Raw genomic sequence first — 13,911 nt, forward strand, 5'->3', positions numbered from 1 at the left:
GAGAAAAGAGGACACCATGGCTTTACCTACTGTTGCCATTGTAGGACGTCCCAACGTCGGGAAATCGACGCTCTTTAACCGGATTGCCGGTGAGCGGATTTCCATTGTCGAGGATGTCGAAGGGGTTACTCGGGACCGTATTTATGCAACGGCAGAGTGGCTCAACCACCAATTTAGTATTATTGATACTGGCGGGATTGATGACGTGGACGCACCTTTCATGGAGCAAATCAAGCACCAAGCTGAGATTGCCATGGATGAAGCAGACGTCATTGTCTTTGTCGTATCTGGAAAAGAAGGGATTACCGATGCAGATGAGTATGTCGCTCGGATGCTCTACAAGACCCACAAACCAGTCATTTTAGCAGTCAATAAAGTGGATAATCCAGAGATGCGAACTGACATCTATGATTTCTACGCTCTTGGCCTGGGCGAACCCTTGCCAGTGTCATCTGTGCACGGGATTGGTACAGGGGATGTCTTGGATGCCATCGTTGAAAACCTTCCGACGGATCGGGAGCCAGAAAATCCAGATGTCATTAAGTTCAGCTTGATTGGCCGCCCAAATGTCGGAAAATCTAGTCTGATCAATGCCATCCTTGGGGAAGACCGCGTCATTGCGAGTCCTGTAGCAGGGACTACCCGGGATGCGATTGACACCCATTTCACGGATGCAGAAGGCCAAGAATACACCATGATTGATACAGCCGGAATGCGAAAATCAGGTAAGGTTTATGAAAATACAGAGAAATATTCTGTCATGCGGGCTATGCGGGCTATTGATCGCTCGGATGTGGTCTTGATGGTCTTGAACGCAGAAGAAGGAATTCGCGAGTACGATAAGCGGATTGCTGGATTTGCCCATGAAGCTGGAAAAGGGATGATTATCGTGGTCAATAAGTGGGATACCCTTGAAAAGGATAACCACACCATGAAGCAATGGGAAGATGATATTCGAGATCAGTTCCAATACCTTTCTTATGCACCTATCATCTTTGTCTCTGCTTTGACCAAACAACGCTTGCACAAGCTACCAGACATGATCAAGCAAATCAGTGAGAGCCAAAATACACGCATTCCTTCAGCTGTCCTGAACGATGTCATCATGGATGCCATTGCCATTAATCCGACACCGACAGATAAAGGAAAACGTCTGAAAATCTTCTATGCGACTCAGGTCGCTACCAAGCCACCAACCTTTGTGGTCTTTGTCAATGAAGAGGAGCTCATGCACTTCTCTTACCTTCGTTTCTTGGAAAATCAAATTCGGAAAGCCTTTGTCTTTGAAGGGACTCCGATCCATTTGATTGCTCGGAAACGGAAGTAGGTGTTTATGAAAACTTTGAAACAAGGACTCCTGCTTGTAGTCACATTCATAGTATTTCTGGGACTGACAGCTTGCAGTGTTGAAAGAGAAGAAACCTATGAGAAAAAAGATAAAGACATTCTTCTTCGAGTGACGATTCGACATAGATCCAACCAAATGATCTCTGAAGAGTTTTGGGCTGATAATTTTAATGTAAATATTGAAGATGACTCTGAATTCGAATATATTAAAAAAGAAATTGTTGAACCTAAAAAAGGAATTTCGGGCTATACAACAGATGTGAGTCGGACGAAAGAAGGTGGACTGATGATTCATACCAAGATCGTCTACCAAGACTTAGATGTTGAAGCCTTAAATAAAGCCAACGATGAGAAAAAAACGTTTGGAGAACTGGCCAACTATTCAGAACATATCAAAAATTTCAAAAAAGAGGGTTATAAGAGAATAAAATAAAAGAGAGTGGGACAGAAATCGGTAATTCGTTAGAATTCGATTTCGTCGTCCCACCTCCGCACAGTTGAGTAGGGCTGTAAAAGCTGATGAAATCAGCGTAGTAGAGCCCACTCAACCACTGCGTCTTGCTCGACAATCCAAAGACAATTGAGAGGCCGGACTTTTGTCCCAGCCTCTTTTTAAATGGAAAAAGAAAAGAGGACTTAGATGATCGTAAAATGAGGCATTGAATCTTTTGCAATTCCTTGTCTTTTTTTCTATTTTAGAGGGGATATGATATAATAAAGGGATAAACATAAGGTGGTAAATATGGCAAAATTAATTCCTGGGAAAATCCGTTCGGAAGGAATCCTTCTCTATGAAAACGGGAAAGTATCCCTACAGGAAATGAAGAATCAGTACCTCTATTTCAGAATTGACAATGACTCCCTCCGGTATAGTCTTGATGATCAAGCAATTTTTTGTAGTTGTGATTTTTTTCAAAAGAAGAAATTCTGTGTGCATTTAGCTGCGGGAGAAGCCTTTTTAAAAAATGATGAAGAAGGGAAGGAACTCTTACTTGGTTTGGAGCAAGATGCAACAGAAAGTCAAGAAACAAAGGAAAAAGTATCTTTTGGAAGTTTGTTTTTAGATCAGGTCCTGCCAAAGATTGAAAGCAAAGAAGTCCGTTTTGGGCTCTCAGCGACCGGTCATGTAGACGACTATTCTGGTCAGTTTTTGTGGACCCTTCGTATCTATCGCAGACCGGATGAGAGAACTTATGTAGTGCGGGATGTTGTGGCATTTTTGCAAGCTATCAGAAAACAGTCCCATTTTGCAATTGGGAAAAGTTATTATGAGCCGATTTCCTACGCAGCCTTTGACCCTGAAAGTCGTGCCTTGATACGATTTTTAGAAGGCTTATTATCGGGGGATCCGGTACATGATGCCCTCTTCTTTCCAAATGGAGGCCGTCACCTTTACTTTCCAATGAGCTTCTTTGAAGAAGCTGTACAATTATTAATGGATCTACCGTCCTTTACCCTTGAAGTCGGGATGGATACCTATCAGGAAGTTTTCTTTCAAGAACTCCAAGAAGATTCAGGCTTGTTTTCTTTCCAAGTAGTGGAAATGAAGGAGTTTATCGAACTACAGGTCCAAGTGGCTTCCTATAAAATGGTGGAAGGTCGCTTTCTTTTGGCAAATGGCCATTTTCACCAAATCTCACCACTTCAAAAGATTTTGATTGAGGCTGTTCAGAGTTTACCCCTATCCAGTGATCAGAAGAGACATGTTCAATTTGATTTGTCAGATCAGACCAAATTGACCTATAGCTTAGAGCAATTTAAGAAAATTGGTGAGGTGAAAGCACCAAGTAACTTCTATATTCATGATTTTCAACCTCACTTTACTTTCGATTTGTCTGAACAAGGAGAAGTCGTGCTGGATGTAATTTTTGTCTATGAGGACCGTATCGTTCGTTCCGACCAAGAACTCAAGGATCTGCCTTATTCCAGTAATTTTGATAAGGAACGTTTGGTTTTTGAAACTATTTTGGCAGCTGGTTTTACCAATCAATTTCAAACCAAACGGTCTCCACTTCTTCCTAAACAAATCTATCCTTTCTTTCAGCAGACCCTTCCATTATTTGAACAACTAGGAGAGGTGGAAGTTTCAGACAAGTTGTTAAACCTGTATCAGGTTGAAAAGCCTAAGATTGCTATTCAAACCAGTGGTCGCCTCCTTGAGATTGGATTTGAATTTGACTCAATTGATCCCTCTGAAGTTGACCAAGTCATGACTGCCTTAATCGAGAAGAATGACTATTATGTGAGTCAAACAGGAAAGGTCCTTATCTTTGATGAAGAAACCAAGCGGATCAGTCAAACCTTATTGAATCTTCGCGCAAAGAAGACAAAAACAGGTCAGTTGCAAACCAATCGCATTGCAGCTTTTCAGCTCTCGCAGATATTTGAGACAGCTGACAATGCCCAATTTTCTGAAGAGTTTTGTCATTTGGCTCATGATTTGATTCATCCAGAGCAATTTCCATTAGGTAAGCTACAAGTAACTGCTAAACTTCGAGATTATCAGGAAGTAGGAGTCCGCTGGTTATCCATGCTCAATCACTACGGTTTTGGGGGGATTTTGGCAGATGATATGGGACTTGGAAAGACACTCCAGACCATCGCTTTTCTCTCGAGTGTTGCGACAGCAGATTCTAAGATTTTGATCTTGGCTCCATCTAGTCTAATCTATAATTGGAAAGAGGAGTTCGAAAAGTTTGCTCCACAAATGGAAGTGGAGGTCATTTATGGCCTCAAAGCAAGTCGCGACGAGATTATTGCAAGCAATCCTCAGGTAGCTATTACCAGTTACGCTTCCTTCCGTCAGGACGTAGAGCAATACGAAAAAAATCAGTACCAATACCTCATCTTGGATGAAGCCCAGGTCATGAAAAATTCTCAAACCAAGATTGCTCAATACTTACGGAAATTCGATGTTCCTCATACCTTTGCATTGTCGGGAACACCAATAGAAAACCATGTAGAGGAACTCTGGTCTATTTTCCAAATAGTTCTTCCTGGTTTGTTTCCGGGTAAAAAAGAATTTAAACAATTGAGTCCAGAGACAATTTCTCAATACGTCAAGCCTTTTATCATGAGACGGAAAAAAAGTGAAGTCTTGCAAGAACTTCCAGATTTGATTGAGATGACCTATAAAAATGAATTGGCTGACGATCAAAAAACGATCTATTTGGCTCAGTTAAAGCAAATGCAAGATCGCATTCTAAGCTCTTCTGAAGAGGAACTCAATCGCAGTAAGATTGAAATCTTATCTGGCTTGATGCGTCTTCGTCAAATTTGTGATACGCCATCCCTCTTTTTAGAGGATTATACTGGGGAAAGCGGGAAGTTGGATAGCCTTCGAGAACTGTTAGAGCAGATCAAAGACGGCAACCAACGGGTGTTGATCTTCTCACAATTTAGGGGCATGTTGGATATCATTGAAAAAGAGTTGGACGCTCTGAGGATGACTTCGTTTAAAATCACGGGATCTACGCCAGCTAATGAACGTCAGGACATGACCAATGCCTTTAACTCCGGTCAAGGAGATGCCTTTCTCATTTCCTTGAAAGCAGGTGGGGTTGGTTTGAATTTGACAGGTGCAGATACGGTTATTTTAGTTGACCTATGGTGGAACCCTGCGGTAGAAGATCAAGCCATTGGCCGTGCCCATCGAATGGGACAAGATAAGAATGTTGAGGTCTACCGGATGATTACCCGAGGGACCATCGAAGAAAAAATTCAAGAGCTCCAGACCAGCAAACGTCATTTAGTTTCTACCATATTAGATGGTACCGAAACGCGCTCCAGTCTTTCTATTGAAGAAATTCGGGAAATTTTGGGTATTTCGGTAGAATAACTTGAAAAATAAAATGAATAGTTTATAATTAATGAAGTGTCGAAAGGAAGAAATAGGATGACGGATAAGCATTTCCCTCAAGTAGCAGATGATGAATTGATGCTAACTCAAATGCCCCATATGAATTTATATGATGATGGGGACTTCATTAGTAATATTCTTGGGGAGTATACAGATAAAAACTATTTAGAATGGGAGCCAATTGCTACCGGAAAAGTAGCAGAGCAACCTTATCAAAAAAATCTACAAAAATCCCCTCAAAAACCATTTGAAGTGCCTAAGTCAAGAAGGCAACCAATGACTCCTGATTTCAAGGAGCCTGTTGATAAAAAGAGCCCGGCGAATCGCTACGCAGAAGAAGCTCGTGAAGCAGCGCGTGCTGATTTGAAAAAGAAGCGGACGGCTCCGTATTTGACAGCGGATATTGCGTCTAAGTCAAATCGTAAAAAAATCACCCCTTCTTTCATGGCAAAAGTGAAGCCAACAGCACCTTTTCAAAAGGAGAATCCTGGTGAATTAATCCAATATGGCGAACGACTGAAACAAGACCAATTGATTCTTTTAGAAACTGCGGAAGAACGTCCAGTTCAGGAGTCCCCTCAAGAAGAAAAACCAAAGAAAAATAATTATGATTTCTTGAAGAAGAGTCAAATCTATAATAAACATCAACAAAATAGTCAACAAAGACCCATTAAACAAGAACTCAATGTGACCAATCTGGACCAGTAGGAGGAGAAACTATGTCAAAAACATTTCATTTTATCGGAATAAAAGGAGCTGGTATGAGTGCCTTGGCTCTCATGCTCCATCAGATGGGACACACTGTACAAGGATCTGATGTAGAGAAATACTATTTTACACAAAGAGGTCTGGAGCAAGCAGGGATTACCATTTTACCATTCAGCGAAGAGAATCTTACTGGAGATCAAATCTTGATCGCTGGGAATGCCTTTAAACCTGAGAATAATGTGGAGATTGCTTATGCAGATGCACAAGGCTATACCTATCAACGCTACCATGAATTCTTGGGTGAATTTATGCGTGATTTTGTCAGCATGGGAGTGGCAGGAGCTCACGGGAAAACTTCTACTACAGGAATTTTGTCTCATGTTCTGTCTAATATCACAGATACCAGCTATTTGATTGGTGATGGAACTGGGCGTGGTTCGAAAGGGGCTAAGTACTTTGTCTTTGAATCAGATGAGTACGAACGTCACTTTATGCCTTACCACCCAGAGTATTCGATTATCACTAATATTGACTTTGACCATCCTGACTACTTTACTGGCCTAGAAGATGTCTTCAATGCCTTCAATGATTATGCCAAACAAATCTCCAAAGCACTGTTTATCTATGGTGAAGATCCTGAGCTTCGTCGGATAACAGCTAATGCTCCAATCTATTACTATGGATTTGAAGAAGAGGGCAATGATTTTGTAGCAAGTGATCTCTTGCGTTCTACTACGGGATCAACCTTTACTGTTCATTTCCGTGGAGAAGATTTGGGACAATTCCAAATCCCATCCTTTGGACGTCACAATATCATGAATGCTACAGCGGTCGTTGGTTTGCTTTATATCGCTGGCTTTGATCTTGATTTGGTTCGGGAACACTTAAAAACATTTGGCGGGGTGAAGCGTCGCTTTACAGAAAAGATTGTCAACGATACCGTCATCATTGATGACTTTGCCCACCATCCAACTGAAATTATTGCCACTTTGGATGCAGCCCGTCAAAAATACCCAAGTAAGGAAATCGTAGCCGTTTTCCAACCTCATACCTTTACTCGGACGATTGCCCTCTTGGATGAGTTTGCGGATGCTTTGAACCAGGCAGATGCGGTGTACTTGGCTCAGATTTATGGATCAGCTCGTGAAGTGGACCATGGCGATGTCAAAGTGGAAGATCTAGAAGCGAAAATTATTAAGAAATCAGGTGTGATTACAGCTGAAAATGTTTCTCCACTTTTAGATCATGACAATGCCGTCTATGTCTTCATGGGAGCGGGAGATATCCAGACCTATGAATATTCTTTTGAACGTTTACTTGGGAACTTGACCAATAACGTTCAATAAGGAGATACCATGCAACCAAGCGTTAGAATTCGGTTTGCTAAAGAAAATGATTGGGATGAGATCGAACAGATCACGTCCCAAAATTTTTCTTTTCAAAGAGACAAGCAGCAAGAACTGAATGGATTCAGGGCCCTGGTCTTGGAATTTGAAGAGCAAGTGATTGGAAGTTGCCTAATTCAGATAGAGGAGCAGTTCGAAAAATCCTCTTTAAAACTATTGTGGTTGGAAATTCTTCCAGACTTTAGAAAACAAGGGTTTGGTACCTTGCTACTCGCCACACTCAAGTCTCTTGTAGCTCAAGAGTCCTTGTTAGGGATTCATGTGACCTGCCAGGAAGAGTTGATTCCGTATTTTGAAATGAATGATTTCCAACTAGAGATAGGGGATAAGGAAGAAGGAGTTGAGGGCTATCACCTAATGTGGTACTTATCCCTATAGAAAGGAAGAAAAATGAACATTCGTCGTGCAACTATTGATGATTTAGAAGCCATTCTTGCCATTGAACTGGAAAATTTTAGTCCAGAAGAGGCAATAGATGAGACAGTGCTTGCAAAACATATCGAAACGTTTCATAATAGCTTTTTAGTCGCTGAAAAGGATGGCCAACTTCTAGGCTATCTAGAAGGCCCAGTAACACAAACTAGATATGTTGAGGACCGCTCTTTTACAACAGAAGTAAAAGATGAGTCCCATCTACCAGGTGGTTTTATTACCCTTACGAGTCTTTCGATTTCTCAGTCTGCCCAAGGCTCAGGGGTTGGGAAAGCCCTGCTTGAGGCCATGAAGAATCTTGCTTTAGAGGAAGGACGCAAAGGGGTTAGCTTGACCTGTCATGATTACTTGATTGAGTATTATGAAAGGAACGGCTTTGTAAACGAAGGTCGCTCGGCCTCTAACTATGCTGGGGAAATATGGTACGATTTAGTATGGGAAGTCCCATCAAGTAAGTGATCAATAGGATTTGAGTCCCTCAAGCCTCGTTCCTATTGCTTTTCTATTCCTTTTAAGATATAATATTAAGGATTATGACAAGGGGGGTCAAGTATTTGACTGATAACCAACAAGAGAATGAAAAATTATTAAGCTTTAAAGAGCGGATTCTCCGTGATCTTGAAGAAGCCAATAAACAGATTGTACAGGTTGAAAAAGAATATGACTTACCTGTTCAAGAAATCTCTACTCCAGAAAACAAAGAAGACGAGACGGAAGGGTCGCATTCTGAGCTTGTATCAGAAGAGCCCGAGGTTCAGGAAAAAGTAGAGATTCCAGAGGAAGTAGAAAGAGTAGAAGTGCCAGAGGCTACAGAGGTCTCTGCAATTCAGGAAGTAGCCGAAGAGAACCAAGAAGAAACACCTCTACCAATCGAAGAGCCAACTCGTGAACCAGAAAGTTCAAGTCAGCCTGTAGCTGTTTCGAGAAAAGAAAAACCGATATCTAGTGTTTCGCGCAAGGATCGGGATCAACGCGTTCAGAAAAAGAAAAAACAGAATACCATTGCGAAGCGGATTGTCTTGACAGTTCTAGGAATTCTTTTCGTCTTAATGGTTGCAACTGGAATTTTTGCAGTGACCTATGTTCAATCGAACTTAAATGCCATGGATGCCAAGGCTACAGAGTTTGTAACCGTTGAAATTCCTGCTGGTTCTAGCAATCGTGAAATTGGGACTATTTTGGAGAAAAAAGGCTTGATTAAGAATGGTCAGTTCTTCAACTATTACACCAAGTTCAAGAATTATGGGAACTTCCAATCCGGTTATTTCAATCTTCAAAAGAGTATGGATCTAGATACCATTATTCAAAAATTGCAAGAGCAAGGGACTAAAACTCCGGAACCACCAGTCTTAGGAAAAATTACCATTCCTGAGGGCTACACGATTGATCAAATCGCGGAAGTGGTTTCTGTGGATGCGAGTTCCAAATCTGGTGCCAAGACTCCATATACGCAAGAAGAATTCTTAAAAGTCATCCAAGATGATGCTTTTATTGAAAAGATGGTAGCCAAATATCCTAAGTTACTAGCAACTTTGCCGTCTAAAGAAAGTGGCGTACGCTACCGCCTAGAAGGCTATCTCTTTCCTGCTACTTACGGCTATGGAAAAGATAGTAAAATGGAAGATCTTGTTGACCAAATGTTAGCTGCGATGGACCAAAATCTTTCAGCCTACTATGACACTATGGAAGCTAAAAATATTGATGTCAATGAGGCATTGACTTTGGCTTCTTTGATTGAAAAAGAAGGCGCAACTGATAAAGATCGCAAGGATATTGCAAGTGTCTTTTATAACCGTTTGAATCAAGACATGCCTCTTCAAAGTAATATTGCCATCTTGTACGCACAAGGCCAGTTAGGTAAGAAGACGACTCTTAAAGAGGACGCAACAATTGATACCAATATTGAATCACCTTATAATATCTACAAGAATACTGGTTTGATGCCTGGTCCAGTAGATAGTCCTGGACTATCTGCAATTGAAGCAGCCGTTAACCCAAGCAAGACAGACTACCTCTACTTTGTCGCAAATGTAGAGACAGGGGAAGTCTATTTTGCGAAAACTTATGAGGAACACACTAAAAACGTGGAAGAACACGTGAATAGCAAATTAGCAGAAAGCAGCTCAAACTAAGGAGGATGTGGCATGCCACACCTTTTTAGTTCGAAAAAAATAATAGAAAAGAGAAAGAATTATGGCAGAAAAAACCTATCCAATGACCCTTGCTGAAAAGCAAAAGTTAGAACTTGAATTAGAAGAATTGAAATTAGTCCGTCGTCCAGAAGTTGTAGAGCGGATTAAAATTGCTCGTTCATACGGAGACCTTTCAGAAAACAGTGAATACGAAGCAGCTAAGGACGAACAGGCTTTTGTTGAAGGACAAATCTCCAGCCTAGAAACAAAGATTCGCTATGCTGAAATTGTTGATAGCGATGCTGTCGCTGTTGATGAAGTAGCAATCGGAAAAACAGTCACCGTGCAAGAAATTGGCGAAGACGAAGAAGATGTCTACATCATTGTTGGTTCAGCTGGAGCGGATGCTTTTGCTGGTAAGATCTCAAATGAAAGTCCAATCGGTCATGCCTTAATTGGTAAGAAAACAGGGGACACTGTGACGATTGAAACTCCAGCAGGAAGCTACCAAGTGAAAATCTTAAATGTTGAAAAAACAGAATAAAAAAATGAGAGTGAACCACTCTCATTTTTTTGTAGAAATAGAAAAGGCCGAGATGACTTCTCGGCCTTTTTGCTAGTATTAGTTACGGTTGCGTTGTTTTCCAGCGTTTCGTTTTTTGTTTCCGTTAGTTGGAAGGGAACGACTAGCGTTGGCTGGATTGGTAGGTGTGATATCTTTTTTAACGCGACGTCCATTGGATGCTGGAGCTTTTGGAGGATTGTTTTTATATTCCTCAGCAACTTGTTTCCGCAATCTTGGACGGATGAGGTAGTTGATGACAAATTGTTGAATAATCTGTACGAAACCACCGACTACCCAGTAGAGAGTGACACCAGCTGGTGCCATCAAAGAGAAGACGGCAATCATAATTGGGCTTACAAGAGCTGTTTTCTTCATGGTTTCTCTTTGGTTTTCATCTTCGATACCATGGAGAGAGAGCATGCTTTGAATGTAGTAAAGAACAGCAACAACTAAGGTTAAAGCCAGACTTTTTGAACCGAGACCAATTCCAAGGAAAGAGTCCTTGCTAATACCCGGAGTATATTGAGCTGCAAAATAAAGGGCAGAGAAGAAAGGCATTTGAATCAACAAAGGCAGGCATCCAATACCACCGAATGGGCTGACGCCGTTTTCTTTTTGGGCATTCATTAATTCGGAGTTGGCAAGAAGCTTTTCTTCTTGAGTCTCTGCGTTTTTGATACGTTCTTGAATCGGTGCAAAGATCGGTTTGAGGTAGTTCATCTTTTCAGACTGGTAAGTTGCCTTCCATGATTGATAAATACCTAGAGGGAAGATGATGACTCGAACGATCACTGTTACGAGGATAATCCCTAGACCAAAGCCAAGGCCAAGATCTGTCGCAAAGAAATTGATGGCTTCCCCCATCGGTTTTCCAATCAGATTCCAGATGAAACCGGTTGGTTGTTTAGTTGTCTTGTCGATGCTGACACACCCCGTTAAGAGGAGAAGGGCAGACAAGCTGAGGGCTGCAAGTAAATAACGTTTATATTTTTTCACGAGTTTTAATCCTTTAATTTAAATAATACCTTTCTATTCTACTGTTTTTTTATCAAATTAACAATAGTTCTCTGGACTTAATTTGAAATTTTAAAATCTTTATAGGGTTCGAAGTTTGCCAGATGAACATCTAAATAAGAAACCTTTGAAAAAGGAGTAGGACCTTTTCGTATTTCTTGGATAAATTTGGCCATGCGGGCATTGTCTTCACAGGCGGCAAGGATAGTGACCGTTCCGTCATCATTGTTCCAGACCCGACCTGTAATGCCTCCAATTTCTAGTGCTAAGCTATAAACTCCCCAACGGAAGCCAACACCTTGAACCCGACCTTGGGCTGTCATTTTAACTTTTTGCATACTTGTTCTCCTTGTGATGGAATTCCTACTCAGGACGGAGAAGCTCCTCCTGTGAATGTGGTATAATAGTCTTATGAATATTATAACCTCTAAGTCCAATAATGGGATTAAAAAAGTTAAAAAACTTCATCAAAAAAAATACCGAACAGACTCTTACCTGATTGAAGGCTGGCATCTTTATGAAGAAGCTGTCAATCATCAGGCTCCGATTGAACATGTCTTTGTTCTGGAAGACTTTGTTGATAAAATCAAGGTCGATACGAAGGTAACCATCGTAACTCCGGAGGTTTTATCAGAAATTACTGATTCCAAAAGCCCTCAAGGAATCGTGGCAGAAATTAAGATACAGCCCATCCAGCATCTTCAGCTGACTCAAGGGCGGTATTTATTGTTAGAGGATGTTCAAGATCCAGGCAACGTCGGCACCATGATTCGGACTGCCGATGCAGCAGGCTTTGACGGGGTGCTTTTAACCGATCAATCGGCAGATTTGTATAATATGAAAACCTTGCGCTCTATGCAGGGGAGTCATTTTCATCTTCCTGTTATTCGTTTACCTAAGGAGCAACTCTTAACAGCCATTGAAGAAAGTCAGCTACCTATCTATGCGACCACCCTGTCCCAAAACTCCGTTGACTATAAGCAAGTGGAGAAAGTCCCTGCTTTTGTACTGGTCATGGGCAATGAAGGACAAGGAATTAGTTCCAAGATGGCTGAGAGTGCAGATCAGCTGGTTCATATCACCATGCCAGGTCAGGCAGAGAGCCTGAATGTCGCTGTTGCTGCTGGGATTTTGATCTTTTCTATGATTGAAGAATAGTGCGCTAGTCAGATGTTAGGAGGTGAGACGCATGTATCGACAAGACAAAGAATATATGGCTGAGGTCGGACATTTGATCCAGCATCCCAAACTTCAAAAATTAAAGGAAATTCCCCACCATATTCATTCCAACCGCTTGGAGCATTCCATTCATGTTAGCTACACCAGCTACCGCATTTCTAAGAAGATGGGCTGGGATACCAAAAGTACAGCAAGGGAAGTACTCTTACACGATCTTTTTTACTACGATTGGCGACAGGTCAAATTTAACAAGAGCCATGCCTGGGTACATCCTCGGATAGCTGTCCGAAACGCAAAAAAGATAACAAGCCTCAATAAAAAAGAAGAGGATATCATCCTCAAACATATGTGGGGCTTGACGCTTGCTCCACCACGCTACAAAGAATCTTTCCTCGTGACCATGGTCGATAAGTACTGGGCTATCAAAGAAGCCTCAGAACCAATGAGAAAAAAGTGGTCAAAGAGGAGACTTTTCCATCGAAAAATGTTAAAATCATAATAATTTAAGTTTGAAAGGAATGATTGATTATGAATCAACAAACCGTTATCCACGAACAAAGTGGCCTTAATAGCTTTTATAGCAAAATTTATTCTCTAGTTGGAGTTGGAGTTGGAATCTCAGCTGTTGTATCAGCTTTGATGATGACCCTTTTCCAAGAAACCTTCATATATATTCTAACTCAGGCTCCATGGGTCTACTATATTGCTATTGCCGTTGAATTGATTTTGGTCCTTGTCGCTTCTAGACAATCGGTGAAAAACAATCCCATGGCCTTGCCTCTCTTTTTAACTTATTCAGCTTTGAATGGGTTTACCTTGAGTTTTATCATTGCACGCTATGCTCAAGCGACAGTTTATAAAGCCTTCGTCGTTAGTGCCTTGATGTTCTTTATCATGTCAGCCATTGGTCGTGTGACCAAAAAAGACTTGTCTGGAATGGGCCGAGCATTTATGGGAGCCTTGATTGGAATTATCATTGCTTCGATTGCGAACATTTTCTTACAAAGCTCTGGTATGGATTATGTCCTTAGCATTCTTTGTGTGATTATCTTTGCAGGTTTGACTGCTTGGGATAACCAAAAGATTCGTTATGTCTATGAACAATCCAATGGTCAGCCAACCAATGGATGGGTTGTTGCTTTAGCTTTGGAACTCTATCTTGATTTCATCAACTTGTTCATCAATATCTTACGTATTTTTGGACGCAACGATTAAGAAAAAGAGCCGGGGAACCGGCTTTTTTTGTTGGAAAACTTGTGATATACTAAA

14 protein-coding genes are annotated in these 13,911 nt (G+C 41.2%); 12 read left to right on the forward strand and 2 right to left on the reverse strand.

The genetic code is table 11. The annotated features are described in order from the left end of the window. The first annotated feature begins 16 nt into the window (after positions 1-16). The 9 genes from der to greA all read left to right on the forward strand — a co-directional run bounded on the left by der (position 17) and on the right by greA (position 10,428). The gene (der, locus tag HMPREF9421_RS04295) at positions 17-1,327 is read left to right on the forward strand and encodes a ribosome biogenesis GTPase Der (protein WP_006595767.1); all 1,311 of its coding nucleotides are present in this window, start codon (positions 17-19) and stop codon (positions 1,325-1,327) included. 6 nt (positions 1,328-1,333) lie between these two features. Beyond that, complete coding sequence (locus tag HMPREF9421_RS10955) at positions 1,334-1,780, forward strand: hypothetical protein (RefSeq protein WP_006595768.1); 447 nt, start codon at positions 1,334-1,336, stop codon at positions 1,778-1,780. A 309-nt stretch (positions 1,781-2,089) separates the two neighbouring features. Next, on the forward strand, positions 2,090-5,185 hold the full coding sequence (locus tag HMPREF9421_RS04305) for a pilus expression-regulating Snf2 family helicase (protein WP_006595769.1): 3,096 nt from the start codon (positions 2,090-2,092) through the stop codon (positions 5,183-5,185). Between the two features lie 57 nt (positions 5,186-5,242). After that, positions 5,243-5,914, forward strand: coding sequence for a divisome accessory protein ZapJ (zapJ, locus tag HMPREF9421_RS04310; protein WP_006595770.1), 672 nt, complete (start codon positions 5,243-5,245; stop codon positions 5,912-5,914). Between the two features lie 11 nt (positions 5,915-5,925). Further along, entirely contained in the window at positions 5,926-7,260 is a 1,335-nt protein-coding gene (gene murC, locus HMPREF9421_RS04315; RefSeq protein WP_006595771.1) for a UDP-N-acetylmuramate--L-alanine ligase, read from the forward strand. Between the two features lie 9 nt (positions 7,261-7,269). Further along, positions 7,270-7,698, forward strand: coding sequence for a GNAT family N-acetyltransferase (locus HMPREF9421_RS04320; RefSeq protein ID WP_006595772.1), 429 nt, complete (start codon positions 7,270-7,272; stop codon positions 7,696-7,698). 12 nt (positions 7,699-7,710) lie between these two features. Beyond that, positions 7,711-8,211, forward strand: a complete 501-nt coding sequence (locus tag HMPREF9421_RS04325; protein ID WP_006595773.1) for a GNAT family N-acetyltransferase — start codon at positions 7,711-7,713, stop codon at positions 8,209-8,211. A 62-nt stretch (positions 8,212-8,273) separates the two neighbouring features. After that, positions 8,274-9,884, forward strand: coding sequence for an endolytic transglycosylase MltG (mltG, locus tag HMPREF9421_RS04330; protein WP_447441555.1), 1,611 nt, complete (start codon positions 8,274-8,276; stop codon positions 9,882-9,884). Positions 9,885-9,945: 61 nt separating this feature from the next. Further along, the gene (gene greA / locus HMPREF9421_RS04335) at positions 9,946-10,428 is read left to right on the forward strand and encodes a transcription elongation factor GreA (protein WP_006595775.1); all 483 of its coding nucleotides are present in this window, start codon (positions 9,946-9,948) and stop codon (positions 10,426-10,428) included. Between the two features lie 78 nt (positions 10,429-10,506). Here greA and yidC read toward each other — a convergent pair whose 3' ends face one another. Both yidC and HMPREF9421_RS04345 read right to left on the reverse strand, forming a co-directional pair. Continuing rightward, entirely contained in the window at positions 10,507-11,445 is a 939-nt protein-coding gene (gene yidC / locus HMPREF9421_RS04340) for a membrane protein insertase YidC (RefSeq protein WP_006595776.1), read from the reverse strand. Between the two features lie 77 nt (positions 11,446-11,522). Then, a complete protein-coding gene (locus tag HMPREF9421_RS04345) occupies positions 11,523-11,801 on the reverse strand; it encodes an acylphosphatase (RefSeq protein ID WP_006595777.1) in 279 nt (92 codons plus the stop codon). A gap of 73 nt (positions 11,802-11,874) precedes the next feature. On the opposite strand from HMPREF9421_RS04345, the gene HMPREF9421_RS04350 reads away from it, so the two are divergent. From HMPREF9421_RS04350 to HMPREF9421_RS04360, 3 genes are read left to right on the forward strand one after another with little or no spacing between them, the layout of a single operon-like run. Further along, positions 11,875-12,621, forward strand: a complete 747-nt coding sequence (locus HMPREF9421_RS04350) for a TrmH family RNA methyltransferase (RefSeq protein ID WP_006597288.1) — start codon at positions 11,875-11,877, stop codon at positions 12,619-12,621. Between the two features lie 31 nt (positions 12,622-12,652). Next, complete coding sequence (locus tag HMPREF9421_RS04355; protein ID WP_006595779.1) at positions 12,653-13,141, forward strand: HD domain-containing protein; 489 nt, start codon at positions 12,653-12,655, stop codon at positions 13,139-13,141. 29 nt (positions 13,142-13,170) lie between these two features. After that, positions 13,171-13,857, forward strand: a complete 687-nt coding sequence (locus HMPREF9421_RS04360) for a Bax inhibitor-1/YccA family protein (RefSeq protein ID WP_006595780.1) — start codon at positions 13,171-13,173, stop codon at positions 13,855-13,857. Positions 13,858-13,911: the final 54 nt, after the last annotated feature.

This window comes from Streptococcus australis ATCC 700641 (assembly GCF_000186465.1).
Lineage (GTDB): Bacteria > Bacillota > Bacilli > Lactobacillales > Streptococcaceae > Streptococcus > Streptococcus australis.

What these genes read in the sequence shown, in the direction of transcription:
- der (WP_006595767.1), top strand. Translation starts at nt 17, where the DNA reads ATGGCTTTACCTACTGTTGCCATTGTAGGACGTCCCAACGTCGGGAAA.
- HMPREF9421_RS10955 (WP_006595768.1), top strand. Translation starts at nt 1,334, where the DNA reads ATGAAAACTTTGAAACAAGGACTCCTGCTTGTAGTCACATTCATAGTA.
- HMPREF9421_RS04305 (WP_006595769.1), top strand. Translation starts at nt 2,090, where the DNA reads ATGGCAAAATTAATTCCTGGGAAAATCCGTTCGGAAGGAATCCTTCTC.
- zapJ (WP_006595770.1), top strand. Translation starts at nt 5,243, where the DNA reads ATGACGGATAAGCATTTCCCTCAAGTAGCAGATGATGAATTGATGCTA.
- murC (WP_006595771.1), top strand. Translation starts at nt 5,926, where the DNA reads ATGTCAAAAACATTTCATTTTATCGGAATAAAAGGAGCTGGTATGAGT.
- HMPREF9421_RS04320 (WP_006595772.1), top strand. Translation starts at nt 7,270, where the DNA reads ATGCAACCAAGCGTTAGAATTCGGTTTGCTAAAGAAAATGATTGGGAT.
- HMPREF9421_RS04325 (WP_006595773.1), top strand. Translation starts at nt 7,711, where the DNA reads ATGAACATTCGTCGTGCAACTATTGATGATTTAGAAGCCATTCTTGCC.
- greA (WP_006595775.1), top strand. Translation starts at nt 9,946, where the DNA reads ATGGCAGAAAAAACCTATCCAATGACCCTTGCTGAAAAGCAAAAGTTA.
- HMPREF9421_RS04345 (WP_006595777.1), bottom strand. Translation starts at nt 11,801, where the DNA reads ATGCAAAAAGTTAAAATGACAGCCCAAGGTCGGGTTCAAGGTGTTGGC.
- HMPREF9421_RS04350 (WP_006597288.1), top strand. Translation starts at nt 11,875, where the DNA reads ATGAATATTATAACCTCTAAGTCCAATAATGGGATTAAAAAAGTTAAA.
- HMPREF9421_RS04355 (WP_006595779.1), top strand. Translation starts at nt 12,653, where the DNA reads ATGTATCGACAAGACAAAGAATATATGGCTGAGGTCGGACATTTGATC.
- HMPREF9421_RS04360 (WP_006595780.1), top strand. Translation starts at nt 13,171, where the DNA reads ATGAATCAACAAACCGTTATCCACGAACAAAGTGGCCTTAATAGCTTT.